This is a genomic window from Bacillus pumilus, from assembly GCF_038738535.1.
Lineage (GTDB): Bacteria > Bacillota > Bacilli > Bacillales > Bacillaceae > Bacillus.
Genome location: NZ_CP046128.1, coordinates 1,922,727 through 1,948,937 on the forward strand (window position 1 = coordinate 1,922,727; position 26,211 = coordinate 1,948,937).

A 26,211-nucleotide genomic window follows, 5' to 3' on the forward strand; every position below is an offset into this window, starting at 1 on the left:
TTTTCCAGAAAAATACCGAACTTAAATAATAGATCAGATCAAAATGTTCGTTTTTAGAATATTCAAGCATCAAAAAAGCACCCTTCTGAGCAAAGGGTGCCTTTTATTTAAGATAAATACAATTTCGTATATTTATCTGTTAAATAATCGATTAAATATTGCACATTTAATTCCTCACCAGTCGCATCTTGAATGATTTCAGATGGTTTTTTGCGTTTTCCATGCTGGTGGACATGTTCTGTGAGCCATTCTTTTATCGGTGCAAAAGACCCATTTTGAATCAGCTCATCAAAATTCGGTAAATCTTTGATCATTTGGTGCTTTAGTTGCGCCGCATACATATAACCAAGCGCATATGAAGGGAAATATCCAAAGCTTCCATCAGACCAGTGAACATCCTGCAAAATGCCGAGTGCATCATTAGGAGGCGTAATGCCAAGATACGCTTTATATTTTTCATTCCACAGTGTAGGCAGGTCTTCAACTGCTACTTCTTCATTAAAAATCGCTTTTTCAATTTCATAGCGGATGATAATGTGAAGCGGATACGTCAGTTCATCTGCCTCAATTCGAATGTAAGTCGGCTTCGATTCATTCACTGCATGCACAAAGTCTTCTAAAGAGACATCTTTAAATTGCTCAGGAGACGCTTCTTGCAGCTTATGATAATACGTTTTCCAGAAATCTTCATGTCTGCCGATAAAATTCTCAAAGAAAAGAGACTGTGATTCATGGATCCCCATTGATGTGCCATCACATAATAGCGTTCCGCTCAGTGCCTCATCAATGTTTTGCTCGTAGATGGCATGACCACACTCATGAATCGTGCCAAAGATCGCCATCCGAAAATCATGCTCATCATAACGGGTCGTCACACGAACGTCCCCTCTGCTCAATGTCACAGCAAACGGATGAACCGTTGTATCCAGACGTCCTGCGTCAAAGTCATACCCCAATTCTTTTAAGAAGAAGAGACTCAGTTCCTTTTGTTTGTCGATCGGAAAACTTTTCGATAAAAATGAAGTATCCGGCTTATGAGGAGAGGCTTCGATTTTTTTCACGAGAGGAACAATGGCATCACGAAGTGCACCAAACTTTTGATCGAGCTGTTCAACTGTCATATCTGGCTCATAGTTATTGAGCAGCACATCGTATGGCGTTTGTTTCACGCCCCAATATTGAATAAAGCGCTTGTTAAAATCAATGAGCTGTTTTAAGTATGGTGCAAAGAGTGAAAAGTCTGATTTCTCCCTTGCTTCTACCCAGACATGCTCTGCTTTTGATTGCAAAATCGAGTATTCTTTAAATTCTTCTTTCGGAATTTTGCTGTTTTCATCATACTCTTTTTGTGATAATTCGAGCGCCTTTTGTGTATCTTTTGACAGCTCATCTCGATGTTTGTTTAATGCGTGAAGAAGATCTCTCATTTCATCAGAAGTCTTCATATTAAAAATATCACTTGATAATTGACCGATGGTTTCAGCTCTGAAATCGGCGCTTTTTTTAGGCGCCTGTGTTCTAGAGTCCCAATAAAGTAAATGGAGCGCCTCCGTATAATGGGCGATTTTTCCTAGTAATTGATAAAACGCTTTCTCTTTTGCTTCAAGACTCATACGTTTGTTCCCCCAATCAATAAAATATGTATGTACGTTTCAAGGCTACTTCAAGGAATGTTCTTTTGTCAATGAAAAAGGAGGATACTCAGATGGTATCCTCCTCTTTTCCTCGTTCGGGCGTTATTTAGATGATTGGCTTGACTGGCAGAACGGATTCAATTTTACTTTGAAGCTCTGTATCTTCCTTACGGTCAAAATAAATATGAATGGTTCCTGCATCTTGGCTTGTCCGAATCAGCCTTCCAATACCTTGTCGCAAGCGCAGCAGCATATACGGAAGGTCAACTTCAGCACGAGCATCCTTTGCTTCATTCCGTTTTGCCTCAAATACCGGATCATGAGGCGGGTAAGGAAGTCCCCAGATGATCACATTTGTTAGTGATTGCCCTGGAATATCCAGCCCTTCCCAAAGGTGAACAGAGCATAACACGGATGTCTCATCTGCTTGGAACTTTTGAACAATCGTGCTGATTTCCTCGTCTCCCTCAAAATACACGTGGAAAGGCAGTGATTCATCCGATGCCTCAAGCTGCTTTCTAAAGAAATGAAGTTCATCAAATGAAGGGAACAAAATCAGAGATCGTCCTCCGTTTTCTTTCAGCTGAGTGATCACTTGCTGTCCTTTTGCCTCTTGCTCTTGAAGCTGCTGAATCCCGTGGAAATAAATCTTCATTTGCTCATCGTAATCATACGGAGAAGCGACACTCATTGATAAATAATCTTTGATCCCAAGACTTTCAGCTAAATAATCAAAGGATTGATTTTCAGACAATGTAGCAGAAGAGAAAATGTATGGTCTTTTTTGCGAGAATACTTTTTCACCAAGCACCTCTGCGACTGTCTTTGGCATCACAACAAATGTCGTATCTAACTCCTGCTTTTCAAGCCAGCTAATCGCATTTTTTTGATATAGCGACAGAGAATACGCCATTTGTTCAATGTACTCTTCCACAACAGACAATTCGTATTGATCGATTGTATACATCTCTGATTCAAACACAAGTGCTTCTCCGATTTTTTCAAGCAAATCACATAATTCACTTGCAGACCGCTTCACTTCATCCACACGTCCAATTTCAAGTCGATGCGAGCCCTTGATTTCTTTGGCATGTGTTTTTAAGAGATAGAAGAACTCATCGTTTGTGGCAAGTGCATCTTCAACGAGCTCGGCAAACTCTTCACGTATATCGTTTTGCAACAGGCGCTCTAAAAATGTTTCGAGCATTGATTGCTTCACTCGGTACGTCAGTGCTTTTTGTGCGGCGAATTCAAGAAGGTGCCCTTCATCAAATACGACGGAGCTATGTTCTGGAAGCAGCGGAAGCTGGCCCTCGCGTTTGCGGGATTCCTTCGTCCACACATGCTCCATGTAAAAATCATGAGAACAGATGATGAGATCGGTTGCTTTCCGGTAATGATCTCTTGATAAATTCAGACCGCAGCGATGACGCATATCGCACGTCAAGCAGTCTTGAAACGAATCATAGCCAATGCGTGACCATTCATCATTTGATAGTTCTGGATACTCTTTTCGATCACCATACGGATAAAAGTTTTGCATGCCATGTGATTCATGAACAAATGAAGGAAGCGATTCATAAATATCGAGCCACTTCTCATCATCTTCACGCTGCATGGTTTTCTCTAGTTTCTTTAAGCATAAATATTGGTCATGCGACTTACTTAATCTCGCATCTATTTGAATATCAAGGTGATTGGCAATTTTATAGATATCACCCTCTTGTTTCACCAGCTGTTCAATTAACGTTTCGTCTGCACATGCAATAATCGCAGGTTTCCCTGTATACCTTGCATATGTGACCGCAAATAATAGATAGACGATGGTTTTGCCTGTGCCTACCCCAGCTTCGGCAAACATCACACTTTTTTCTTTAAAGGCTCTTTCTAGTTGAAAAGCCATAAATATTTGTTCATCTCGAAGATCAAAGCCCTTTTCTGGCAAAATGTCATAGAACACATCACCAATCCAGTTGCCCAGTTCTTCGTAAAAATTATGTTCTTTTGATAATGAAAAAGGCAAACGAGATGCTGTCACCTGCTTCAACCCCCAACTTTTGAATCATTCAGACATTCAATAGTAACATTTATGCTGGGGAATGACAATCTTTTTTACGACCGCAAACGATGTTGATAGGTTTCTTTCATTAAAAATGCATGCTCTGAACGCTCTATGTAAGCCTGAGCAAGTGCTAAATCTTCGATGGCTGCTGTCAACTGAGCAGATTGTCCACCTTCTTGCCCTTCAATTTTTTGAGCAGTCGAAGCGAGTGCTTTTTGGATTAACTGAAATTGATCATATTGTATCATGGAGACACCTCTTTTTTTAAAATCAAGTTCAGTTTATTCCGTCCCGTGAAGGTTTATACCTTTCTGCGATAAAAAAAGCCACACCTTCTGTAGGTGTGACCATTTTTTATGATTCAGTTGTCTGTTTTCTAGGCGGGCGTTTTCCCCAATATTGGTAATAGTCTGTTTTAATATAACCATTAAACAGTTTTCTCTTTTTCGTTGCTTTTCTGCCGAAGCACTCTTCGAACTTTTCGTGTGACGTTAAGATGTAAATGGACCAAGTATCTAGGCTCTTAAATGCTTCGCCCATTCCTTGATACATTTTTTCAACAGCTGGTTTATCACTGAGTCGTTCTCCGTAAGGCGGATTTCCGACAATCACACCATACTCTTCTTTCGTTTGAAAGTCTTTCACTTGCATTTGTTTAAATTGAATCAATTCACTTAGACCAGCTTCTTCAGCATTCATTTGTGCAATGTCTACCATCCGATGGTCGATATCACTTGCAATAATGTGGAGCGGCTGATCATACTTTGCTTTTTCTTCCACTTCGTGACGCGCTTTGTTCCAAACGTCTTCACCAATCCATTCCCATGACTCGGACGCAAATTCCCGGTTAAATCCTGGGGCAATGTTTTGTCCTATCATGGCCGCTTCAATAGCGATTGTTCCTGACCCGCAGAAAGGGTCAACAAACGGACGGTCAGGTGTCCAGTTTGTTAATAGCACGAGTGCAGCCGCAAGGGTTTCTTTAATAGGTGCTCCGCCTTGATCCGTACGGTACCCTCGTTTATGAAGACCCACACCAGATGTATCAAGCGTGAGCACAGCTTTATCTTTTAAAAGGGCAACCTCAATTTTATACTCAGGTCCTGTTTCTTCAAGCCATTCAGACTGTATGTTGTAAGAGGATATGAGCTTTTGCGCGATCGCCTTTTTGACGATACGCTGACAATCCGGCACACTGGCAAGCTGTGATTTCACAGATTTACCGATGACAGGGAACGTGCTGTTTTTCGGTAAAAAAGAGGACCAGTCAATCGCCTTCGTCCGTTCAAACAGCTCATCGAATGTTTTTGCCGAAAATTCAGCTACTTGTACCTTAATCCGGTCTGCTGTACGCAGCCAAAGGTTCGCACGGCAAATCGCAAGAGCATCCCCCTCGAAAATCACTTTTCCATTGTCTACTGTGCAGTCATAGCCAAGGTCTCTTACTTCTTTTGCAACAATCGCTTCAATTCCCATTGGAGCTGTTGCGATGAGTGTATAGGTTTTCATTGTTTTATCACCTGTTTTCTCGTCCTTTTATGTATTCAAGATAAAAGCTCTCCATATGTTGAAATAGGAGAGCTTTGTTTTCATCATGTTTATAATAACGGATATAACGTTCTGTAAGCCATGTTTTGTTCCATCGTACTGCAAACGGCAAATGCCTCGTACTCAGGTGGTAATCATCTATCTACAGAATACTCTGTCCTTCTCTCCGTTTGGTTCCTTTGAGAAAGTTCCCCTACCAAGTTTGGGTTTCTCGCTCGAGGGGTTTACCGCGTTCCACTCTCACCATTTCTAGTGAGACTTCGTCACTGTGGCACTTTCAAGGATACTTTGCCATATCCTAAAAGGACGTAGGCATTTTTCCTGCCGTCAGCCTTTCCCAGGCTGCCCTGGCTTATTTTTTCGCCAGGCACGAACACTACGGGCATCTCAGCACCGTGCGAGCATGGACTTTCCTCTGCAATGTCTAAAAGCATTGCAGCGATTACCCGAACGTTAATCAATAATCGTTATTATAAACGACAATGACATCAGGCACAAGCTTTTTTCAGCAAGGCTCAATCATAAAGTTTGCTGCCGAAAACGTGTTTCTCAAGGTTAGATAGTCTTTTTAAAATATCAAAGTTTGTTGTATTAGACTGTGCAGGCTGTCTTTTTCCTTGCTCAACGGCTTCTTCAAGCTGTTTAGACAAATGGAGGTTTTCTTGTTGAAGCTTTTCGATTTCTTGGTTGAATGTCTCATAGTCTTTAATGACCATATCTAAAAATTTATCGACTTCTTCTTGTTTGTATCCTCTGACACCTGTTTTAAATTCTTTTTCTAAAATTTCTTTCGCAGAAAGCTTTACTTTATCAGCAAGCATCTTTTTCACCTCATATCGTGAATTCATAGTATATTTTTTCAGAAATACGTGACGTTGTCAAATTTTCTCTTGCTTTTAGTCAAAAAACGGATCTTCTGCCTCAACTTGCGCTCTCAAATCATCCATTGTGATGTACATAATGGGGTAATCGGTATAGGTTTCCGCTTCTTTGATCATGTACTTTGGCGAGCCATCATGCTCAGGATCATAAAGGGCGAGAAGGCCATCTGTTTTTTCAATAAAAAAACGGTTCTTTTGTTTAAATTGTGCCGGACTTTCATACGGTCTATGCGTGACACTTTCTACAAAATCGGCCTGTGCAAGAATCCCCTCATACAACTCTTTGTTTTGTTCATTCCAGCGCTCTTCCTGTTCATAAAATGGTGTAATGACGGCCAGTTTTAACGCTGGATACTCCTCTTGAAGCTCAAATACCACTTCGGCAGTCCAGATTTCTGCCCCAAGCTGGCCTGATATGAGAACCCATTCCAGGCCTTCTTCAATCAGGGCTGTCAGCCTTTTTTGAAGCTCTGCTTTTATGTATTGAAGTGCAGGCTCGTCTTGTTTGAATATCCCAAGCTCAAATGGCTTGTACCCTGTGACAGCAATAATTTTCATTTTTTCACCTGCTTTTAAAAAAAGGGACTTCTAAAAGTCCCATTTCACTTTATCTGTTACAGCAAGGTCCACCGCAGTTAAAGTGTTGATGTGTTGCCGGGTCCACCTGAGAAAACGTATGCGGGAAATAGTGAACATGTTTGAAATTTTGATGGTGAACATTTGTCACATGCTGCGGATGGATATGCGGCACAATTGTTGTTGAATCGCTGTGTGTACAGCAATGATTCGTCGGATGAACAATTGGCTGTGTAACATTCGGCTGGCAATGATGATGATGATGGTACATGTAGCATTCCCCTCTCCTTAATTTTCTTACATTAACAATGTATGAATTAAGAGGTGTACATGTACTAATGCATTAACCTATTTTAAAAGTTTGCAAGAAAAACATCCTTATAGTTTGAAAACACAAAAGCGACCAAAATGACAACAAGAAAAAACAAGTAGAAAAGACCCTTATACATGCTCTACGCTCCTCATTCAATATCTAACGTTATTTTACAGGATTCGTGACTTTTCTACAATAAAAGTGCTAAACAATTTTTATTTTCGGCCGAGAGCCGAACGTTGTCATGTTTTGCGCTTTCCCGGGCAATAATGTTCATTGCCCAGCTTTTCTCAAGAGCCGTTTTTTTCGCTTCTCAAGTTCTTCCGTGTCTCGCTGACTTAACGATGAGAAAGATAATAACGATTCAGTGATGGATAGAGCTGACCTTGCATTTTTTTGACGATGCTCTTTACACTTCGCAAGCTCTATACCCGCTTTTAATGCTAAATGGACATCACTTGATTTAAATAATTTTTCCCATATTTGAACCGCTTCATCCCACTCGTTTTGTCGTTTATATTGTAAGGAAAGATCATAAGACGCCTGATTCGCATGCTCAAAATCAGCATCCGTTAATTTTTGCAAATGCTTCGTTGCTTCCTGTACATCACGATGAGCAAGATGCCACCTGGCGAGCGCATACTTCTCATTGTGTTCCTTTACCGCATCCTCAGATAGTATTTTTTTGGATAGATGAATGTAGAGGCTGATTAACGATAAGACGTCTAGTTCATTATGAGTCAAGATCCCTTCAATCAGCTTCGGATTTTGTTCCTTTAAAAAATGAAAATAAATCATCGGTGCCAAAAACCCCGGCGTGTCGTTTTCACGATGCACGTGCAGCTCTTCTTTTTCCACAACGGATAGCGCCATTCGTTCATATTTATGCTTCCACAATCGTCTAGATCCGTGCAGAAGATCAAAATGTCCGAATTCAGGAAGTGCAGGGATTTGATCTCGTAAGAGCGTATGTCTCGTTTTCACTTGCGGCCAGTCGAACGATTTACCATTATAAGTAACCAATGATTCTACGTTCACTTCATCGAGAAAGCTTTTGTACAGAGCCGCTTCATTTCCTGGATTGGTGAGCAGGTGCTGTTTCACCACCACTTTGTCGGAAAAGACACGTGCATGTCCAAGCAAGAAAATCATATTTCCCGTACCGCCAGATAATCCTGTTGTTTCTGTATCAAAGAAAAACAGCTCGTGCGGCTCGTACCCTTTAGCCGATAGCGAATGCTTGATGCCGCTTTCGTTCCATGCCTCGATGATCTTCGGCAGTTCCGCAAACGAATAGCGCCCATGCTGATCTTCTAATGAATAGGTGACTTCCCGAATCAGACAAAAGGAATCCTCAAAGTGATAAGGAGATACACCTAATGTTTCCCATTCTTTTAAAAATGGGATATTGTCTGAAGTCACAGGCTGTGGTTGTCCTTCTAAAGTTTTCTGCCGGTTTTCATGTGTCTGATTGTGCGATAGGTGCTTCTTCATTCTGTTTAATTTCCCTTTTAAAGACATGAGCAGGTGTCCCCCTCCTTTCCCTTAAAATACGGACATCAATTCAACGATGCTGCTTTTTCCGCTCACCTCTTTCATTTCCATGCCAATGCAGGATGGACAGCCATTTTCACAGCGGCACCGCTCAATCAGCTGAATGGCTGCGCCTGCTATTTCATCGAAACGAGCTTGTACTTCCTTGCTTAAGCCGATTCCGCCAGGGTAGTGGTCATATAAAAAGACCGTCGGTTTTCCGGTATGTGCCGCTTTAATTTGTGAAACAACATGAATATCAGAACGGTCACACATCACAAAAGCAGGTACAATGTGCTGAAGAACATTTGCGATGCCAAGCAGCAGCTGTTCAAGTGTTTTCTCTTCAAATCTCCGCTCTGCTTCATGTAATTCAAACCAAGCAGCACTCGTATGAATTTCTTCTTCCGGCAAGTGAATCGGTCCAGAGCCGATATTTTCACCGGTACTTAGCCGGATTTTTTTAAAAATCGTCGGCATTGCGTTGACAGTCACATCACCGTAGTGAACAGATACGGCTTCCTTCTCTGTCGTCTGATCGATTTCAAGCACCTTAAGTTGAACAGCTAAATTCGCGTCTGTATAGTATTCTACATCTACTTGTTTCACATAAGCCTTGAGATGCTCGTAATCTAGCTTTTCCACTTGATACTGAACCCCTTCATGTAAATAAATGGCTTCATCATGAAGCAGCGTCATCGCACTGAACCGATCCATCTCTCCAATAATCCGAACATTCGCTACATCTGATTGATCCACAATCACCACATTTTCCTGGCTTGCAGACCGGAGGCTGATGCCATGCGCTGGGAACGATTGATCTGACCAATAATACCGGTTCCCGCTAAAATGAAGAACACCTTCCTCATGTAAGTATTGCAAAATCTCTTCTACCTCCATGCCGCCAAACTGTTCATCCTCCCGAAACGGAAGCTCGTAGGATGCACATTTTAAATGATCCACTAAGATAATGAGGTTTTCAGGGTTGATTCTGGCAGCTTCAGGCGGCCTGTTAAAGAAATATTCAGGGTGTCTGACAATATATTGATCAAGAGGTGAGGAGCTTGCCACCATAATTATGAGTGCTTCCTCATGACGCCTTCCAGCTCGTCCTGCCTGCTGCCATGTACTCGCTACACTGCCAGGATACCCTGTCATGATACAGACCTTTAGCTGACCTATATCCACTCCTAATTCTAGTGCGTTTGTGCTGACGACACCTAGAATGTCTCCTTCTCTCAATCCTTTTTCAATCACTCGCCGCTCTTTTGGTAAATAGCCTCCGCGATATCCACGAATCGATTTTGGACCGATCTCTTTTTTCACTAGCTCTTGAATATGGCTTAAAATCACTTCAACTCTTACTCTGCTTCTAGCAAAAACAATCGTTTGGATTTTTTCTTTCAAAAAAGTTTTTGCCAATTGATTGACGACAGTGGCGGCACTTTGTCTAATATTTAATGGTTTATTCACAACTGGCGGGTTGTAAAACACAAAATTCTTTTTACCGCTAGGTGCCCCGTTTCGTTCAATCAGATGCACCTTGCTCCCCGTTAGCTGCTGCGCTAGCTCTTTTGGATTCGCAATCGTTGCGGAAGTACAAATAAAAACCGGTTCACTTCCATAAAATGCACAAATTCGTTTTAACCTGCGAATCACATTGGCCACATGACTGCCAAATACACCTCGATATGTATGAAGCTCATCAATGACAATATACTTCAAATTCTCAAACAAGCTGACCCATTTCGTATGATGAGGCAAAATGGCTGAATGCAGCATATCCGGGTTTGTGATGACAATATGTCCTGCTTGTCTGACTCGCTGCCGAATGGCCGGAGAGGTGTCTCCGTCATATGTTTCACTATGAATCGGAACATCCATCTCGTGGATGATCTCGTTAAGTTCACTTTTTTGATCTTGTGCGAGCGCTTTTGTTGGGAATAAATAAAGGGAGCGGCTTGTCTGATCTTCTGCGATCGACTGAAGGATAGGCAAATTGTAGCAAAGCGTTTTACCTGAAGCTGTTGGTGTGACAGTTACCACATGATCTCCATCCATCACACGTTCAAAGGCTTCCTTTTGATGAATGTAGAGTTCGCTCACGCCTCGTTTCTCAAGCGCCTTTTTCAGCCTGTCGTTCACTCTTTCAGGAACCGGAGAGGTTTGTGCAGGCTTCGCATCAATTTCATGCCAATGTTCTACCTGTTCGTCTTTCTTTAATTCTTCTATGAGTTCGTTCATTGTTTTCTTTTTCATATCGCATCACCTCTCTTACATAGTGTACCGAATATTTGTTTGCATGACTAGGCGGCAATTTTTTGATGCGCAGCCTATGAGCAAATACTTTGAAGTGTTGTAACAGTATCTATTACACTTCTATAGTGAAATGATTTTATCAAGGAAGAAGATGATGAGAGTGAAAAACGAATTTAAGCCTTTATTTGAACCATTTACGTTTCCAGGAGGTGCGTCTATTGATGGCCGGTTAGTCGTTGCGCCAATGACACACTTCGGTTCTCACGAGGATGGCACCATTTCTAAAGAGGAAATTGATTTCATTACAGCTAGATCAAGTGATATGGGCATGGTGATCACAGCATGTGCAAACGTGACTCCAGATGGTAAGGCATTTGAAGGACAGCCTTCTATTGCAAGAGATGAAGATATACCTGGCCTGAAAAAACTTGCTTCTGCGATTCAGGCAAAGGGAACAAAAGCCATCATTCAAATTCATCACGGCGGCTCTCAGGCTCTCCCTCACTTAGTTCCAAACGGTGATGTGGTTGCGCCAAGTGATGTGTTTAAAGATGGAAAGCAGATTGCACGCGCTTTAAAAGAAGAGGAAATTGTCCATATCATTGACGCTTTTAAAGAAGCGGCAAGACGAGCGGTTCAAGCAGGGTTTGATGGCGTGGAAATCCACGGTGCAAATGGTTATCTATTACAGCAATTTTACTCTCCGCATAGCAATCAGCGGACAGATCAGTGGGGAGGAAATGAAGAAAAGCGTCTAGCCTTCCCTATCGCTATTGTGGATGCAGTCAAAGAGGCAATCGAAAAGCATGCAACAAAACCGTTTATCTTTGGATATCGATTATCCCCAGAAGAACCAGAAACACCTGGTTTAACAATGACAGAGACGTTTACCTTAGTGGATGTTCTCAAAACAAAAAACCTCGATTATTTGCATATCTCTTTAATGGAGATTGACTCTAAAGCAAGACGTGGTGCAGATACTCATAAGACACGTATGGAGCTGCTAAAAGAACGCTGCGGCGATACCCTTCCGCTCATCGGTGTGGGCAGCGTCATTACAGCCGAAGATGCACTAAGTGCTTATAATCAAGGAATTCCGCTTATCGCTGTCGCACGAGAGCTGATCGTCGACCCAGATTGGGCAAAGAAGATTAAAGAAGGCAGAGAAAGCGAGATTGAAACTGTCATTAAACGCAGCCAAAAAGATAAGTATTTGATTCCAGAAGGATTGTGGTCTGTCATGGAAGCGAGTCAAGGCTGGGTTCCGATGGAAGATTAATGTCATCAAAAAAACTACCCTCATACGATTGGGTAGTTTTTTTTTGTGTCCTGATTATTTTAGTTTAACGGTAAAAAGCTTAGAAGTCTGTTTTTCCACAGGTCCCTTTGGTTCTTTATCAAGATGCTCGATCAAGTCACCATTCATAATGACAATCGGAGTCACTGTACTTGCCGCTTTCTCTTCAATCAGTTCTAAATCACACGTAATGAGAGGGTCACCGATCTTCACTTTATCCCCTTCTTTTATGTGCGCTTCAAATCCTTCACCATTTAATCCCACTGTTTCAAGCCCGATATGAATCAGAAGCTCAAGCCCTGAGAGTGTTCGAATGCCAATTGCATGTTTTGTATGGAAGAGCTGGATGATTTCACCCTCTACTGGTGACACAATCGTGCCACTTTTTGGTTTTACTGCTACGCCGTCTCCCATCATCTTTTGAGAAAAAACAGGGTCTGGTACATCCGTCATATCCATTAACTCTCCATCAGCTGGAGAATAAATGATTTCTTCCTTTACATCATCTTGGTTTTTTCCGAAACCGAATAATTTTTTCAGCAATGTCAATTGCTCCCTTCAAGCTTTGCTTCTAGTTCTATTCCGCGTATGAAACGCTGCGCTCATACACCTTGCTTCATTCAACACTATTTAATCATAATTTTTTCCTCTCATCAATTGATAACCGCCTGAGCCCTTTCTGCATAGGCTGTAGATGAGAGGTGATTCAAATGAAACATGAAGGCGAAAAGAAACATGAATTGCTGGCAAATGAAGATATTCTCAATGAAGCGATTGAACAATTTTTCGCATCCTCCCCGTTTCACGAGATAATAAATAGTGCGGAGGCGCTCATGACCACATCACATTCACTTGCATCGATTACGACCGATGTGACAGAGGATGAGCAGTTTGTGTATATCGAGATCCAATTTCCCGACCATTTTGTCGAAGGGGATATCGCGCTAGAAGTAAAAGCCCAATATTTACACTTATCCGTGCAGGAAACAATCAAAACAGATACAACTTCCTCGTATTCGAGCTTTACCAAGAACATTTTAATGCCGGCAAAAATAGATGAAACGAACATGAAGAGCGTGTGGAAAGATCAAACGCTTCGTGTGACGGCACCAAAGCAAACTACCCAATAGGTCCATCTATTGGGTTTTAACTATGCTTTAAAAATGCTTGTAAATCCTTTCGCTAATGAACCTACTTGATTCATCGTACTCATCATTTGCCCAGCTGTATCAAACATTTTGTTAAAGTCGTATTGTCCATTCGTTTTTTTGAATTGTGACAGTACACTTTTAAATTGAGATGATTGCTGTTTTTGCGGTCTTGGCAAAGGATAAGGGTTCATAGGCTGCTGCATGGGCATCATGCCTGGTGGCGGCATCTGGGGTTGATTGATCGCTTCAGGCGGATGAAAAGGCGGCACATTTTCTTGGTATCCATAAGGCGGCTGATAGACAGCAGATGGTGCCTGGCTCATTCCACCTTGATGTGGCGGCATAAAATATTCTGGAGGCTGCGGAGGCTGCTGCTGCATATCTGGATACGGAAAAGGCCCTCGATTGAATGGATTGAATTCATAAGGCTGCTGGTTTGAATAAGGGATCATATATCTCGCTCCTCTCGCTCTCAACACATAGTGATGTCACTCATATATTATGATCAAGAACAGAAGATGTGCCTAAAGCAGCCATAAGAAAAACGCAGCATATGTCTTCAGCTGCGCTTGTTGATTTCTTCTATTAAAAGGTTCAGTGTGTAAATCACTGACTCAACTAAATTTTTCACACGGGGTGCATGCTGTTTGCCAAAATAAGATTGCAGGACAACCTCTTTTCCATTTTCTTTGACGGCTTCAAGCTGTTCTTGGTGTAAATATCTAGGTTTGACCAGATGAATAAACGAGATCGCAGCAGTGAGCCACTCTTCCATTTTCTGATCAAATGTCTCAACGGCCGGCTGAATGTCCGTGTGAAAATCATATACGGGGTATTCCTCTTCAGCCTTTCCCTTTTGGTACTGCTCATACGCCTCTTCGGTCCATATTCTCAGATCTTGTGTATGTTCAAGTAATGTTTGATTATCCAAAATGTTCACCTCTATGAACCATCCTATCAAACGTTTACTTATTGCTCAAATAGAAAAGCTATCCGGCGTGATATGCCGGTCTTGCCGCCAGTTTATACTCAGCCGCGTGAATCTTCACTTCACAGTCCTTTACTTCTGATTCAAGCCGGTCTATCATTTGTTCTTGCTCCTCTATGGTTGCACGTTTTGTTTGGTTCACAGCAAGAGACAGTTCTTCTTCCACCGCATCAATTTTCCGCTCAATTTCCTCTAATAACTGCATAATGGATTCTTTTGATACAAATTCGCTCATCATCAGATTCCTCCTTTATCGTCTCTCGTTACATTCTCTTTTCTTTCTCACCCTCCTTCACACATGACAAAACTAGAAGCAAATCGCCAATCTAAGTGTAGATGAGCGCTATTTCTTCCTTTTCGACATATGCTTGTCCTTCTTTGTATGATTGCGTCCGATTGTGTAAATTCTAAGGACAAAGGAGGTAGATTTCATGAAAAAGCAGCCAGCACCAAAAGAGCAAAAGCCAAAAGGGAAAGAAAACAGTACAGATCAGCTTGATAAAAAGCTTGGCGGTCCTAATCGACCATCCACGTAAAAAAAGCAGGTACCCCCTGCTTTTTATTTATGCAAAAAATAGTGCTCTAATGAGAAAAGAAAACGAAGCTGTCTTTTTTTATGAAAATACCAGTCGGTCAGCTCAATTTGTTTTGGTAACGTCTCTGCATCAAATAAGGATGGGCTCAATTTCTTTTGAAACCAATCGTCCCTTTGATCGTCTAATGAATGTGTCATCACCGGATAAACTGTTCGAAGAAAAGGTGTTGACCTCCTAGCGATCCCTAAAAACGGCTCAAAATCAAACCGTGATCCGGTATGCGGAACAGTATGCAAAAAATGATAAAAATCCGAAAATAAATCGGCTCGAAATAATAGTTTCGCTAGTTTTTTTCCTAATGTAATACGCTCCTTTACGCGGGAAAACTTCCGTATGGTTAACCCGTACAAATGCCCGTCCACCGTGGGAAAAACAACGGTTTGAAAATGTCCCCACTCGCTGAACAGATATTGAATCGAGTGAAAAACATTCTTTTTCAGAAGAGGATTTTGTATAATAGGAGATTGTATAGTATATTGTTCATTTATGATGAGTGCATAAAGCAGGCGCTCTGTGTCACGCTTTAGCCAAAAACGTTCCCACTCAGTGCTCATAAAACGAGAAACAGAAAAATATGGAAGCAGATGGAACAAGGGTTTGCTGCACCGCTTAGACCATTCATACAAAAGAAGCTGAGGGTAAGCATCCGAAAAGATCAGCCAATTCGCTCTTTCATATGCTGTGAAAAAAAGGTGCCCCTGCTGATCTGTTAAACCTGGATGAAAGAGCTCGCCCTTTAGATCCGTCATAGACCATCCAGCATTTCTCGAGACAAAGGAAGCAAGCAGCGACCATTTCATCTCTGGATGGCGGTCATAAAAGCGTTTGTAAGCATTTGTCCTCGTCAGGTTGTCTTTATTTTTCGATTTCGTTTCACGCAATATATACTGAGTGATGATGTGCTCTTCTTGTGACAACATAGTAATCTCTCCAATACAAAATGCATTAAAAGGAGGCTGAAACTTGATGATTCGGTATCCAAACGGAAAATCGTATCAGCCCATTCAACAAATTGGGACAAAAAAAAGATTCAGCGGCGAATCCTCTTATAGTAACCGCGGGATGACGCTTGAGGCTGACTTAAATGAAACCAACCAGTACTATTTGGTCAACGGGATCGCAGTCATTCATAAAAAGCCTACCCCCGTTCAAATTGTGAATGTGGATTATCCAAAAAGAAGCGCTGCTGTTATCAAAGAAGCCTATTTTAAACAATCATCCACAACAGACTATAATGGAGTGTACAAAGGGCGCTATATCGATTTTGAAGCAAAAGAAACCAAAAGCACCACCTCGTTTCCACTCAAAAATTTTCACGATCATCAAATTGAGCATATGAAACAGGTAGAAAAGCAAGGCGGTATTTGTTTCGTTATTATATCCGCATTTGGCTCCGTTTATTATTTGTCCGCTTCAGATCTCTTTTTCTTCTGGGAGCGGCAGCAGCAAAACGGCCGGAAATCCATTAGCAAAGACGAATTAATGGAAGCTGGCCACTTAATGACACTTGGATATTCGCCAAGAATTGATTATATTAAAGTAGTGGAGACACTTCATTTTTCGGATGAAAGTGAGTAGCAATGACGTTCGAAAAAGGTTTAACACGAAAGGTTGAGATGTGATGTCTGATCAATTTACAAGTCGTGAACAGCGACGTAAAGCAAGTCAAGAAAACAATAAGAAGCAAAAGAACAAAAAAGGCAAAAAGAAAGCAGGTCTATTTAAAAAAATATTTTTATCTTTACTCGTGATCGGTCTTCTTTGTGTAGTTGCCGGAATCACAACTTTTGCCGTTTTTGCATCAAGCGCTCCTTCTATTGATGATAGTAAGCTCAAAACACCGTATTCTTCAAAGCTTTATGACAAAGACAAGAAAGTGTTTGCAGAAGTAGGTGCGGAAAAAAGAACGTATGTCTCGATTAAAGATATACCCGATGTGGTAAAAGAAGCATTTATTGCAACTGAAGATGCACGTTTTTATAAACACCACGGGATTGATCCAATCCGTATCGGCGGTGCCCTTGTCGCAAACGTCGAGGACGGCTTTGGAGCTGAAGGTGGAAGTACGATTACACAGCAAGTTGTGAAAAACTCTCTACTTAACAATCAGAAAACGTTAAAACGTAAAGTACAGGAAGTATGGCTCTCGATTCAGCTTGAGCAAAAATACTCTAAAGATGAAATTTTAGAAATGTATTTAAACCGCATTTTCTTCTCACCTTATGCTTACGGTGTTGGGAAAGCGGCTGAACAATTTTTCGGCGTTACAGATTTAAATAAACTAACCGTTGCACAGGCTGCCACACTTGCAGGTATGCCGCAAAGTCCTTCTGCCTATAACCCAGTGAAACATCCTGAAGCAGCGGAAAAACGCCGTAATATCGTTTTAAGCCTCATGAAAAAACAAGGCTACATTTCAGAAAAAGACTATGACGTTGCAAAAGCAACCCCTGTCAGCAAGACAGTTGTTTCAGCTGATAAATATAAGAGCCAAAACTCAAGTAAGTACTCTGCTTATATTGAAGAAGTCATGGAAGAAGTACAGAAAAAAGCCAAAGTGGATGTATCAACCGATGGACTAAAAATCTATACATCACTTGATCGAAAAGCACAGGATCACCTAGATGATATCATTAATGGAGATGCAGCTGGATTTACGAAAGGCATGCAGGCTGGTGTGACATTGCTTGATACGAAAAATGGTGAAATTCGCGCCATTGGCGGTGGACGTGATGTACCAGCCGGCGGCTTTAACTATGCGACTGATGCAAAACGCCAGCCAGGATCTACAATCAAACCAATCTTAGATTACGGTCCTGTCATTGAAAACAAAAAATGGTCAACATATCAGCAAATTGATGATGCACCGTATACGTACTCAGACGGTACACCGATTAATAACTTTGACAGAAGACATTTAGGGAAAATGTCGATGAGAAGTGCTTTGGCACAATCACGAAACATCCCTGCCTTAAAAGCTTTCCAAGAAGCTGGCACAGACAATGCCGTTCAATTCGCCAATAACTTAGGTATGGACTTACCGTCTGACATTCCAGAGTCATACTCAATCGGTGGATTTGACGATGGTGTCTCCTCCCTGAAGATGGCTGGAGCATTTAGTGCATTCGGTAATAACGGGTACTATAATGAACCGCATGCTGTCACGTCTGTTGAGTTTAATGACGGAACAAAGCTTGACCTTACGCCAGATTCTAAAGCGGCAATGAGTGATTACACAGCATTTATGATCACTGATATGCTGAAAACAGCTGTACAATCTGGAACAGGTACACTTGCACAAGTACCGAACGTTCAAGTAGCTGGTAAAACAGGTACAACCAACTTTACACAAGATGATATGAATAAATACAATATCCCTTCTGGCGGTGCGAAAGATTCGTGGTTTGTTGGTTATACGCCGCAATATACAGCAGCCGTTTGGACCGGAATCGGTAATTCAAAAGATGCGGACGGCAAAATGTGGCTCACAGATTACGAGCAGCGCGTTGCCAAAATCGTCTTCCAGCGATTAATTTCTCAAATTGATGATGGAAGCGGCTCATTTGAAAAACCAGACAGTGTCTTGGAAGCTACGGTTGAAAAAGGATCAGATCCAGCAAGATTAGCCGGACCAAATACACCAAGTGAGAAGAAGACAACAGAATACTTTGTAAAAGGAACTGTTCCGACAAAAGTGTCTGACACATATGAGAAAAAAGAAGCCGATAAGCCTTCTGACTTAAAAGCGGTGTATGATGAAGAGAAAAAATCCATCACACTGTCTTGGGGCTATGATGACGACGCAGATGCTACATTTAATGTAAAACAAGCGGTTGATAACGGCGGCTATAAAGAGATTCAAAACAGTTCTGCTAAAGAAGCGGTCATCTCTGATGTGAAGCCTGGCTCTACTTATAAATTCCAAGTAACAGCCACTGTAGAGGATGTCACAAGTAAAGCAGCTTCTACCTTCCTCACCATCAAGGATGATGAAGATGAGGAAGAAAAAGCAGATGATGAGAACAAAGAAGAAGAAGAACCGCAGCAGCCTGACGACGAGCAGACAGACCAGACTGACGATAACAAAAATCAACCCCCAGGCACTGACGAGCAAAAGCCAGATGATAAAAAAGATCAAGATAAGGATAAGGATCAGGATCAAGGCGGAAATACGGAAAATGGAAATAATGGTTCTTCCGATGATGGCTCAGACAGTACAAATGGGAACTCACAAACTGACAATAAAGATAAAAAGAAAGATGATGCGAAAACAAACTCTCAAAGCTCAAATTCGCAATCAAATTCTCCTAGTCGAAAAGAAAATGAATAATGAAAAAGCACTTGCCCATATGGCAAGTGCTTTTTTTAACGGTTTTGTCTGATCTTTTTAAGTGCTTCATGTTTTCCATACTGCTTTTTTAGTTCCGTGTATAGCTCGTCCAGTTGAATAAAGCAATGATATTGAGTTGGTTTTAGCAAAATGAACTCTAAACGTTCCGTCCAGTTAATCGGAGCTACAGGAAAAGTCTCTTGCTTGATATGTTCCCATTCAAGCGTTTGAAGTCTCTCCCCTTTGATCCAGTAAAACATCGCAATCATACTGACAATACCTTGCAGCATATCATCTTCTTCACACCGGGACTTTCTTGTTTGAAAACGAGGAAGCATTTTTTCTTTTAATTCATTCCACAGTTCGAACATCACAGGAACAAATTCTTCTGTTTTCTGCCATGGAAGCTCATCTGTTAAAAGTTCTGATGATAGATCATATGCGAGTGGATTATCTCTAAGTATGTCTACTCGATCGCCTTTCATCTCTACCTTTTTCCCTTTTAGCTTTTCGACATATGAGGTAAAAACAGCTGCCCCGCTCATGCCAGCTTCACCAATCCTTTTTTCAGCCTCTTCTGCCCTTCTCTACACATATCAAGAAGCGGACAAGACTCGCACTGCGGCCGCTGCGCCTTGCAGTGATATCTGCCAAAAAAGATTAGGCGGTGATGCGTCACAGACCAATCTTCTTCTGGCACCTTTTTCATTAAGGTTTGCTCTACTTCAAGAACAGAATCCTTCCACCGGCAAATCCCAAGACGCTTACTGACTCGTTCTACGTGTGTATCGACAGCAATGGCCGGCACTCCAAAAGCGACAGATACGACGACATTTGCTGTTTTCCGGCCCACCCCAGGAAGCTTCACAAGCTCGTCCCAATCCTTTGGCACTTCACCGCCATATTCTTCAATCAGCATTTTGCTCAACTTTTGAATGTTTTTGGCTTTATTTCGATAAAGGCCAATCGAACGAATATCTTGCTGCAATTCTTCAAGCGGTACACTTAAATAGTCTTCTGGTGTTTGATATTTTTGAAATAACGTTTTGGTGACTTTGTTGACAAGCACGTCTGTACACTGCGCAGAGAGTGCCACAGCGATCACAAGTTCAAATGGATTGGAATGAACAAGCTCACACTCAGCCTCTGGAAACATATCTCCTATAATATCTAAACATTCATTGATTTGTTTTTTTGATAACATGACTTCTCCTTTATTGGTTATTGTTCCAGCCAATTATAAAAAGGAACTTGTCGTTTATATGTTGACGTCTCTTCTTTTGAAGGTGGCGCTTTTTGCTGAGAACGGAAGTGCTGGCTATGCTCTTTTGCTTCTTCCGCTGTTTTCAGCCCTTTCTTTTTCCACTCAAACAGAATTCGGTCGATATAACGGAAATTTAATTTTCCTGATAAAACCGCTTCTCTTAACGCTAGGCGAATCATTTCAGCATCATGATGGTCTTGATCCATCCAGATCGAGAGTGTTTCTCCTTCAAGAGGAGACAGCGGTCTGCCAAATTCATCTTCAAATAGAGCATATAAAGACTTTTCAGCCTGCACATGAAGTTTTTGACCTTCCTTCGCTTGTTTTGCTTCTAAAAAGTCATACAGTACGCCCCATAAAGGCTCAACTGAGTATCGGTCATGCTGAATACCAGACCCGTCCTCAAACGGCTGAATCGAAATAAATCCCTTTTGAATTAAATGCTGAACCATATACGCACACTCTTCAGCTGAAATGGTCATGCCATGGGACAGCTCTTCAAATGTTTGAAAGAAAACACCTTGTTCTTCATTCATTTTAATCTTGAGCATCACCATCATTTGTGATTCATTCAGTCCTAACTGCTCATAATGAGCAATCAGCAAATTAGGCAAACTGGTCGAACCCATTTGCTGCATATTTATAAATTGCTGCCTATTCATCGGATACACCTCTTCACTTTAAGTATATCACGTTTTATTTCACGTGCCCCTCCAAAAAACGTTTGAAAAAGCCTCCATATGTTGGAGGCTTTCATGTCTTAAGGATATAAACGGTTTAATAATCTTGGGAAAGGAATGGTTTCACGCACATGCGGCGCTCCACTAATCCAAGCAACTGTACGTTCAAGTCCAAGACCAAAACCTGAATGCGGTACAGAACCATATTGTCTTAATTCTGTGTACCATTTGTAAGTTTCTTGATCTAGCCCATGTTCTTTCAATCTTGCTTCAAGCAGCTCTAGATCATGCACACGCTCAGAACCGCCAATGATCTCTCCGTAGCCTTCTGGTGCAATCAAGTCTGCACAAAGGACGACATCATCACGATCCGGTGCAGGCTGCATGTAAAATGGTTTTAATGATGTTGGGTAATGAGTGATAAACACTGGTTTATCGTAGCTTTCAGCGATCGCTGTTTCGTGAGGCGCACCGAAGTCATCTCCCCATTCAATATCGTCAAAGCCTTTTTCCTGCAAGAATTTAATCGCTTCATCGTAAGTGATGCGCGGGAATGGTGCTTTGATGTTTTCTAATTTTGCTGTATCACGGCCAAGTGTATGCAGTTCAACTTTACAGTTTTCAAGTACACTTTGAACAACATGAGTCACATAATGTTCTTGATACTCAAGGTTTTCATTAAATTCGACAAAAGCCATCTCAGGCTCGATCATCCAAAACTCAATTAAATGACGTTTTGTTTTAGATTTTTCAGCTCTAAATGTTGGGCCAAATGAGAATACTTTTCCGAGTGCCATTGCCGCAGCTTCCATGTAAAGCTGTCCACTTTGAGAAAGGTACGCATCTTCATCAAAATATTTCGTCGCAAACAGCTCCGTTGTGCCCTCAGGTGCACTTCCAGTTAAAATTGGCGGATCTACTTTCACGAAACCTTCTTGATGGAAGAATTCATATGTAGCACGAATAATTTCGTTACGAATTTTCATAATGGCATGCTGCTTTTTAGAACGAAGCCATAAATGACGGTGATCCATTAAGAATTCTGTTCCATGCTCTTTTGGTGTAATTGGATAGTCAGTTGCTTCGTGAATCACTTCAATGGATTTCACTTGCAATTCAAAACCAAGAGGTGAACGCTCGTCTTTTGTCACTTGTCCTGTCACATAGACAGATGTTTCTTGAGTGACTGATTTCGCAAGCTTAAAGACTTCCTCTTCCACTTCTGCTTTTACTACGACTCCTTGAATAAAGCCTGTCCCGTCACGCAGCTGCAAGAATGCAATTTTACCGCTTGAACGTTTATTGGCAATCCATGCGCCGATGGTTACATCTTCATCGACATGTTTGAACACTTGATTAATCGTTGTTTTCAACATAATTCCCTCCAAAGCCAGAAAGAAACTCACCTTTTCGACAGGTGTGAATCTTTTTTCATACATTTTATTATAACCGTTCTAAATCAGCATGGTCAACGCAAGACAGGAGAAACTATGGCGTTACATTTTTTTCCACGTGTCCTGTCGAGAAGTCGACATAGCTGAAGCTGTATTGATTGTTCTCATTTAAGTACGTCACTTCCCAAAGGAGTACGTCACCTTCTCTTGCTAATTGAACGTCCTTTAGCTTAGATACAGTGTTCTCCTTTTGAACGGCTTGTACTGCTTGATTTGAGGTAATGCCTTCTTTTGCTTTTTTTGCGATCACTTTTTCTTTATTGCTGGCAGGTACCCAAACATAGGTTGTTTCATTTTGTTTGTTTTTTCCTTCAACAATAAATTGTTTTTCTTTCCCGACAAAGGTTTCCACTTGCTCCACTTGTACGATGTTTGCTTGTTTTTTTGCTCGTTCAATCGCCGCCTCATGACCTTGTTCTTTTTGTCCCATGGCAATCTGATAAATCCACGTAAAACTGATGATGCCAATGAGCAAAACGAGAGCTACAACGGATGAAATGATCCAGACTATTTTTTTCATGTCAAGCTTCCCCTATGTGCGATATATCGTAAATATCGCTTGATTTTGATCTTCTTGATCTAATGCTAATCCAAACATGAGATCTTCTCTTTTAAGCGTTCTGTTCAATAAGTCAACAATTTTATACAGGTCCTCTGAATGCTTAATTTGAACAGTTGAAAGTACCTCTATTTTACTTTCCACTTCTAATTCCTCCTCGGTACGTAAATATTGTTAGTCATACTTTTCGGCGCGGGAACCGATACTATTTTTACAACGGAACACAAAAAGCCGTTACGATAAATTAACTCCAAACCCACACCAGCTAAAGGCCGCTTATGACAGCGGCTTTTCGTTGTTGAGCTTCTCTATATACGCCTCAAGTGATTCTTTTGACATCTCGTGGACTGGCGCATGAGGGAGTGATTCTAAAAATAGCTTTCCATATGAAGCGGTTTTCACTCGGCGGTCTAAAATGAGCAATGTACCTATGTCTTTTTCAGAGCGCAGCAAGCGTCCTGCACCTTGTTTAAAGGTTAGCACAGCTTCTGGGAGAGCAACGGCTTTAAACGGATTCTTCCCCTGTTTTTTAGCGGCGTCACATTTTGCTTCAATGAGCGGTGAATCAGGCGGCCTGAACGGGAGACGTGCCATAATGACTGTTGTCAGTTCTGATCCAGGAAAATCGACACCTTCCCAAAAACTACCCGTACCAAGTAAAATCGCATGTTTTGCTAATTTGAACATTTTCGTTAATTTAACAGGGCTCCCGCCCGTCAGACCTTGAGCAAAAAGGGCGGCTTGCATCCCTTCTGTTTTCAGCTCTTCATACACTGCTTTTAACATCTCATGTGAATTAAACAACACCAATATCTTCGCTTGATGCTGCTTTTCCATCACCTTAATGTACCGTGCTGCTTGCTCTACATAGTCGTGCTCATCACGGTTCGTAATCGGCGGCATATCAGCTGGTACAATCACCTTGAGCTGTTTTTCAAGTTCAAACGGTGACTCAATCTGTACAAGATGCGGATAAAAATCCTGCAGACCAAATCGTTCTAAGCAATAATCAAAGCGCCCATTGATTGTGAGTGTTCCTGATGTGAGAACAACACTTTTTTTGTTCATAAAAAAACGATCAGCTAAAAGCTCTCCTGTATCTAGCGGCTGTGCATGCATAAAGACAGCATTTTTGGCACCCTTTGCATCAATCTCAATCCAAACCGTTTCATCATTTTTCGGTTCAAAAATAAACCGGTACAGCGTACTGCAAAATGTATGCATAAACGACATCACTTGATCGTATTCCTCTGCTTCAAAGGCAAAGTGTTCTGTCAGCTGATCACTTTTTTGAAGAAGCTCGCTTTTTTGCTGCTCATACAGCTTTTCACAAGCAATTAACAAGGAACAAAGCTTACTTGCCGTCTCTTTAATCCGTTTCCACTGCGCATGCTTCGAATGATGACGTACTCTATGAATGAGACGATTGATGTCTGCTTTTGGTTTTGTCCTTTTGACAAAAGAATGAACGGTACTAAAGAAGGCGTCACTTTCCATTTGAAGCTGATGAAGATACTCATCCATTTCGATAAAGGTGTCCGTCTGTAAACCTGCACCGTGAAATCTCTTTTTCAGCTTGTTTAAAAGACCGCCCTGTAAGGAGCCAAGCTGAGTTAATTTCGCATGAAGCTGGATATACGACGCACTATCTCCTAGTGTTTCATTGGCTGTTTTCTCAAATTGATGAGCCTCGTCAATCACATATACGTCTGCATGCTGAAAGATAGACGATGCTTCCGTTTGTGATAAGAGCAGGCGATGATTTGTTAAAATTAAATTGGCTGTTTTGGCTCTTTTTTTGGCGCGTTCATAAAAGCAGTATTCTTTAAAGCGGCGCTTTTTCGATGTAAACGGCATGTGCACACACGAAATACGGTCTTTTATATTGGCAGCTCCTGACGGTAAATTCAGTTCAGATAAATCACCCGTTTCTGTGACAAGGAGCCACATTAATATTTGCGCCTTCGTTAAGACCACATCATAGTTATCATCTTCCTCATGCAGCACATGCTCAAACTTATCTAAGCAAATATAATGCGCCCGTCCTTTGAATACACAGGCAGCTGGCTCAAACGGAAGCAATTGATTTAAAATCGGCACATCGCGCTGAAGCATTTGCTGCTGCAAAAGAATGGAATATGTACTAATAATGACAGGTTTTCCTGATTTCTTTGCCTCTAGTGCAGCTGGTATGAGGTATGCCAGCGTTTTTCCAATACCTGGTGCCGCTTCAATTAAAGCATAGGCCCTTTCATGAAACACATCTCTCACTTTATTCATCATCGTGAGCTGGCCTTCTCTTACTTCATAGCCTTCCACTGTTTGGGGAAGCTTCTTTTTGATCTCCTCAAACAGCTGTTCATCGTCTTCCCCTACTGAATCTGTCGTATCCGTTTCAGGATTGGTGACATCTTTTACAGCAAAAGAGCCCACTTCTACCAAAGAATCTTCACGGCTAGCACGACTCGTTTCAAGCTGCTGTATTAAAAGTCCTATATCGCTTAAGAGATAAGAGGATAATCTGCGCAGCTGCTTTAGAACATTTGGCGGTGTATGTGTTAATTGATGTAATAAGGTTAAAAATAACATGGCAGTAACTTCCGCATCACTATCCGCCCGGTGCGGGTGGTCATGTGGAAGCATGAGCTCTTCACTTAATTCAGTGAGCTTATAACCTTCAAGCTCTGGATAAAGAATTCTAGAAATCTCAACTGTATCAATCGCTAGCACATCCAGCTCATTTTTCCCGCATGCTTTTAGTTCATCATTTAAAAAATTCAAGTCAAAATGAACATTGTGCGCAACAAAATAAGCGCCTTGAATAAGATCATACACCTCTTGGGCAATGTCCTCAAAAAACACTGCATCGTTAACCATGTGCTGCTGAATACCTGTCAGCTGTTCAATAAATCCAGGGATCGCTTTTCCCGGGTTCACATATTTTGAATACCGTTCGACAATTTGTCCATTTTCAATGACCACCGCAGCAATTTGAATGATTTTATCACCCTTTTTGGGTGAATTTCCGGTGGTTTCAATATCAACGACAACAAACCTTTGATCGGCCATAAAATGGACACCTCAAT

The 26,211-nt window shown here is 41.5% G+C and carries 26 protein-coding genes and 1 other RNA gene; 5 read left to right on the forward strand and 22 right to left on the reverse strand.

Features of this window, described 5'->3' with window-relative positions:
• Positions 1–107 precede the first annotated feature (107 nt).
• The 10 genes from GKC25_RS09550 to GKC25_RS09595 form a co-directional block, all read right to left on the reverse strand.
• The gene (locus GKC25_RS09550; protein WP_095285316.1) at positions 108–1,613 is read right to left on the reverse strand and encodes a carboxypeptidase M32; all 1,506 of its coding nucleotides are present in this window, start codon (positions 1,611–1,613) and stop codon (positions 108–110) included.
• A gap of 127 nt (positions 1,614–1,740) precedes the next feature.
• Positions 1,741–3,672, reverse strand: a complete 1,932-nt coding sequence (locus tag GKC25_RS09555) for an ATP-dependent DNA helicase (protein ID WP_034661009.1) — start codon at positions 3,670–3,672, stop codon at positions 1,741–1,743.
• Positions 3,673–3,746: 74 nt separating this feature from the next.
• Positions 3,747–3,944, reverse strand: a complete 198-nt coding sequence (locus GKC25_RS09560) for a hypothetical protein (protein ID WP_034661010.1) — start codon at positions 3,942–3,944, stop codon at positions 3,747–3,749.
• A 106-nt stretch (positions 3,945–4,050) separates the two neighbouring features.
• Positions 4,051–5,205, reverse strand: a complete 1,155-nt coding sequence (locus tag GKC25_RS09565) for a class I SAM-dependent RNA methyltransferase (RefSeq protein WP_342689774.1) — start codon at positions 5,203–5,205, stop codon at positions 4,051–4,053.
• A gap of 109 nt (positions 5,206–5,314) precedes the next feature.
• Positions 5,315–5,698, reverse strand: an RNA gene (rnpB, locus tag GKC25_RS09570) — RNase P RNA component class B.
• Between the two features lie 61 nt (positions 5,699–5,759).
• On the reverse strand, positions 5,760–6,065 hold the full coding sequence (gene gpsB / locus GKC25_RS09575) for a cell division regulator GpsB (RefSeq protein ID WP_012010336.1): 306 nt from the start codon (positions 6,063–6,065) through the stop codon (positions 5,760–5,762).
• A 75-nt stretch (positions 6,066–6,140) separates the two neighbouring features.
• Positions 6,141–6,683, reverse strand: coding sequence for a DUF1273 domain-containing protein (locus GKC25_RS09580; protein ID WP_060596714.1), 543 nt, complete (start codon positions 6,681–6,683; stop codon positions 6,141–6,143).
• A gap of 49 nt (positions 6,684–6,732) precedes the next feature.
• Positions 6,733–6,972 carry a spore coat protein CotD gene (gene cotD, locus GKC25_RS09585; protein ID WP_034661015.1) on the reverse strand — a complete coding sequence of 80 codons (240 nt, stop codon included), beginning with the start codon at positions 6,970–6,972 and terminating at the stop codon, positions 6,733–6,735.
• Positions 6,973–7,287: 315 nt separating this feature from the next.
• On the reverse strand, positions 7,288–8,535 hold the full coding sequence (locus GKC25_RS09590) for a ribonuclease H-like domain-containing protein (RefSeq protein ID WP_187703929.1): 1,248 nt from the start codon (positions 8,533–8,535) through the stop codon (positions 7,288–7,290).
• Between the two features lie 24 nt (positions 8,536–8,559).
• On the reverse strand, positions 8,560–10,806 hold the full coding sequence (locus GKC25_RS09595) for a DEAD/DEAH box helicase (protein ID WP_342689775.1): 2,247 nt from the start codon (positions 10,804–10,806) through the stop codon (positions 8,560–8,562).
• A gap of 160 nt (positions 10,807–10,966) precedes the next feature.
• On the opposite strand from GKC25_RS09595, the gene GKC25_RS09600 reads away from it, so the two are divergent.
• Positions 10,967–12,085 (forward strand): NADH-dependent flavin oxidoreductase, encoded by a 1,119-nt coding sequence (locus GKC25_RS09600; RefSeq protein WP_223249900.1) that lies wholly within the window; start codon positions 10,967–10,969, stop codon positions 12,083–12,085.
• 54 nt (positions 12,086–12,139) lie between these two features.
• Here the strand turns inward: GKC25_RS09600 and GKC25_RS09605 are convergent, their stop codons facing one another.
• On the reverse strand, positions 12,140–12,646 hold the full coding sequence (locus tag GKC25_RS09605) for a PTS sugar transporter subunit IIA (RefSeq protein ID WP_060596718.1): 507 nt from the start codon (positions 12,644–12,646) through the stop codon (positions 12,140–12,142).
• A gap of 167 nt (positions 12,647–12,813) precedes the next feature.
• Between GKC25_RS09605 and GKC25_RS09610 the strand changes: the two genes are divergently transcribed.
• A complete protein-coding gene (locus GKC25_RS09610) occupies positions 12,814–13,233 on the forward strand; it encodes an Hsp20/alpha crystallin family protein (RefSeq protein ID WP_342689776.1) in 420 nt (139 codons plus the stop codon).
• A gap of 20 nt (positions 13,234–13,253) precedes the next feature.
• Here the strand turns inward: GKC25_RS09610 and GKC25_RS09615 are convergent, their stop codons facing one another.
• The 3 genes from GKC25_RS09615 to GKC25_RS09625 form a co-directional block, all read right to left on the reverse strand.
• Positions 13,254–13,706: a YppG family protein gene (locus GKC25_RS09615; protein ID WP_060596720.1), complete on the reverse strand. Its 453-nt coding sequence runs from the start codon at positions 13,704–13,706 to the stop codon at positions 13,254–13,256.
• 107 nt (positions 13,707–13,813) lie between these two features.
• On the reverse strand, positions 13,814–14,185 hold the full coding sequence (locus GKC25_RS09620; protein WP_106071648.1) for a YppE family protein: 372 nt from the start codon (positions 14,183–14,185) through the stop codon (positions 13,814–13,816).
• A gap of 58 nt (positions 14,186–14,243) precedes the next feature.
• On the reverse strand, positions 14,244–14,477 hold the full coding sequence (locus GKC25_RS09625; protein ID WP_223249885.1) for a DUF5446 family protein: 234 nt from the start codon (positions 14,475–14,477) through the stop codon (positions 14,244–14,246).
• Between the two features lie 196 nt (positions 14,478–14,673).
• On the opposite strand from GKC25_RS09625, the gene sspM reads away from it, so the two are divergent.
• A complete protein-coding gene (sspM, locus tag GKC25_RS09630; RefSeq protein ID WP_012010346.1) occupies positions 14,674–14,778 on the forward strand; it encodes an acid-soluble spore protein SspM in 105 nt (34 codons plus the stop codon).
• A 23-nt stretch (positions 14,779–14,801) separates the two neighbouring features.
• On the opposite strand, the gene GKC25_RS09635 is transcribed toward sspM, so the two are convergent.
• Positions 14,802–15,758: a DUF2515 domain-containing protein gene (locus GKC25_RS09635; RefSeq protein ID WP_106037934.1), complete on the reverse strand. Its 957-nt coding sequence runs from the start codon at positions 15,756–15,758 to the stop codon at positions 14,802–14,804.
• Positions 15,759–15,804: 46 nt separating this feature from the next.
• On the opposite strand from GKC25_RS09635, the gene recU reads away from it, so the two are divergent.
• Together recU and GKC25_RS09645 are read left to right on the forward strand one after the other, a co-directional pair.
• Positions 15,805–16,416 carry a Holliday junction resolvase RecU gene (gene recU / locus GKC25_RS09640; RefSeq protein WP_034661029.1) on the forward strand — a complete coding sequence of 204 codons (612 nt, stop codon included), beginning with the start codon at positions 15,805–15,807 and terminating at the stop codon, positions 16,414–16,416.
• Positions 16,417–16,459: 43 nt separating this feature from the next.
• Positions 16,460–19,168: a PBP1A family penicillin-binding protein gene (locus tag GKC25_RS09645; RefSeq protein ID WP_187703930.1), complete on the forward strand. Its 2,709-nt coding sequence runs from the start codon at positions 16,460–16,462 to the stop codon at positions 19,166–19,168.
• A gap of 35 nt (positions 19,169–19,203) precedes the next feature.
• On the opposite strand, the gene GKC25_RS09650 is transcribed toward GKC25_RS09645, so the two are convergent.
• From GKC25_RS09650 to dinG, 7 genes are all read right to left on the reverse strand, one after another.
• On the reverse strand, positions 19,204–19,713 hold the full coding sequence (locus GKC25_RS09650; RefSeq protein WP_034661033.1) for a YpoC family protein: 510 nt from the start codon (positions 19,711–19,713) through the stop codon (positions 19,204–19,206).
• Positions 19,710–20,372 carry an endonuclease III gene (nth, locus tag GKC25_RS09655; RefSeq protein WP_342689777.1) on the reverse strand — a complete coding sequence of 221 codons (663 nt, stop codon included), beginning with the start codon at positions 20,370–20,372 and terminating at the stop codon, positions 19,710–19,712. The genes GKC25_RS09650 and nth overlap by 4 nt, the downstream gene beginning before the upstream one ends.
• Positions 20,373–20,389: 17 nt before the next feature.
• Positions 20,390–21,094, reverse strand: a complete 705-nt coding sequence (locus GKC25_RS09660) for a DnaD domain-containing protein (RefSeq protein WP_034661036.1) — start codon at positions 21,092–21,094, stop codon at positions 20,390–20,392.
• A 98-nt stretch (positions 21,095–21,192) separates the two neighbouring features.
• A complete protein-coding gene (gene asnS / locus GKC25_RS09665) occupies positions 21,193–22,485 on the reverse strand; it encodes an asparagine--tRNA ligase (RefSeq protein ID WP_095285348.1) in 1,293 nt (430 codons plus the stop codon).
• Between the two features lie 115 nt (positions 22,486–22,600).
• On the reverse strand, positions 22,601–23,086 hold the full coding sequence (tseB, locus tag GKC25_RS09670) for a cell wall elongation/penicillin-binding protein regulator TseB (RefSeq protein ID WP_060596725.1): 486 nt from the start codon (positions 23,084–23,086) through the stop codon (positions 22,601–22,603).
• Between the two features lie 12 nt (positions 23,087–23,098).
• Complete coding sequence (locus GKC25_RS09675; protein WP_008344594.1) at positions 23,099–23,269, reverse strand: YpmA family protein; 171 nt, start codon at positions 23,267–23,269, stop codon at positions 23,099–23,101.
• Positions 23,270–23,401: 132 nt separating this feature from the next.
• The gene (gene dinG / locus GKC25_RS09680; RefSeq protein WP_034661040.1) at positions 23,402–26,194 is read right to left on the reverse strand and encodes an ATP-dependent DNA helicase DinG; all 2,793 of its coding nucleotides are present in this window, start codon (positions 26,192–26,194) and stop codon (positions 23,402–23,404) included.
• Positions 26,195–26,211: the final 17 nt, after the last annotated feature.

What these genes read in the sequence shown, in the direction of transcription:
- GKC25_RS09550 (WP_095285316.1), bottom strand. Translation starts at nt 1,613, where the DNA reads ATGAGTCTTGAAGCAAAAGAGAAAGCGTTTTATCAATTACTAGGAAAA.
- GKC25_RS09560 (WP_034661010.1), bottom strand. Translation starts at nt 3,944, where the DNA reads ATGATACAATATGATCAATTTCAGTTAATCCAAAAAGCACTCGCTTCG.
- GKC25_RS09565 (WP_342689774.1), bottom strand. Translation starts at nt 5,205, where the DNA reads ATGAAAACCTATACACTCATCGCAACAGCTCCAATGGGAATTGAAGCG.
- gpsB (WP_012010336.1), bottom strand. Translation starts at nt 6,065, where the DNA reads ATGCTTGCTGATAAAGTAAAGCTTTCTGCGAAAGAAATTTTAGAAAAA.
- GKC25_RS09580 (WP_060596714.1), bottom strand. Translation starts at nt 6,683, where the DNA reads ATGAAAATTATTGCTGTCACAGGGTACAAGCCATTTGAGCTTGGGATA.
- cotD (WP_034661015.1), bottom strand. Translation starts at nt 6,972, where the DNA reads ATGTACCATCATCATCATCATTGCCAGCCGAATGTTACACAGCCAATT.
- GKC25_RS09590 (WP_187703929.1), bottom strand. Translation starts at nt 8,535, where the DNA reads ATGTCTTTAAAAGGGAAATTAAACAGAATGAAGAAGCACCTATCGCAC.
- GKC25_RS09595 (WP_342689775.1), bottom strand. Translation starts at nt 10,806, where the DNA reads ATGAAAAAGAAAACAATGAACGAACTCATAGAAGAATTAAAGAAAGAC.
- GKC25_RS09610 (WP_342689776.1), top strand. Translation starts at nt 12,814, where the DNA reads ATGAAACATGAAGGCGAAAAGAAACATGAATTGCTGGCAAATGAAGAT.
- GKC25_RS09615 (WP_060596720.1), bottom strand. Translation starts at nt 13,706, where the DNA reads ATGATCCCTTATTCAAACCAGCAGCCTTATGAATTCAATCCATTCAAT.
- GKC25_RS09625 (WP_223249885.1), bottom strand. Translation starts at nt 14,477, where the DNA reads ATGAGCGAATTTGTATCAAAAGAATCCATTATGCAGTTATTAGAGGAA.
- sspM (WP_012010346.1), top strand. Translation starts at nt 14,674, where the DNA reads ATGAAAAAGCAGCCAGCACCAAAAGAGCAAAAGCCAAAAGGGAAAGAA.
- GKC25_RS09635 (WP_106037934.1), bottom strand. Translation starts at nt 15,758, where the DNA reads ATGTTGTCACAAGAAGAGCACATCATCACTCAGTATATATTGCGTGAA.
- recU (WP_034661029.1), top strand. Translation starts at nt 15,805, where the DNA reads ATGATTCGGTATCCAAACGGAAAATCGTATCAGCCCATTCAACAAATT.
- GKC25_RS09645 (WP_187703930.1), top strand. Translation starts at nt 16,460, where the DNA reads ATGTCTGATCAATTTACAAGTCGTGAACAGCGACGTAAAGCAAGTCAA.
- GKC25_RS09650 (WP_034661033.1), bottom strand. Translation starts at nt 19,713, where the DNA reads ATGAGCGGGGCAGCTGTTTTTACCTCATATGTCGAAAAGCTAAAAGGG.
- nth (WP_342689777.1), bottom strand. Translation starts at nt 20,372, where the DNA reads ATGTTATCAAAAAAACAAATCAATGAATGTTTAGATATTATAGGAGAT.
- GKC25_RS09660 (WP_034661036.1), bottom strand. Translation starts at nt 21,094, where the DNA reads ATGAATAGGCAGCAATTTATAAATATGCAGCAAATGGGTTCGACCAGT.
- tseB (WP_060596725.1), bottom strand. Translation starts at nt 23,086, where the DNA reads ATGAAAAAAATAGTCTGGATCATTTCATCCGTTGTAGCTCTCGTTTTG.
- dinG (WP_034661040.1), bottom strand. Translation starts at nt 26,194, where the DNA reads ATGGCCGATCAAAGGTTTGTTGTCGTTGATATTGAAACCACCGGAAAT.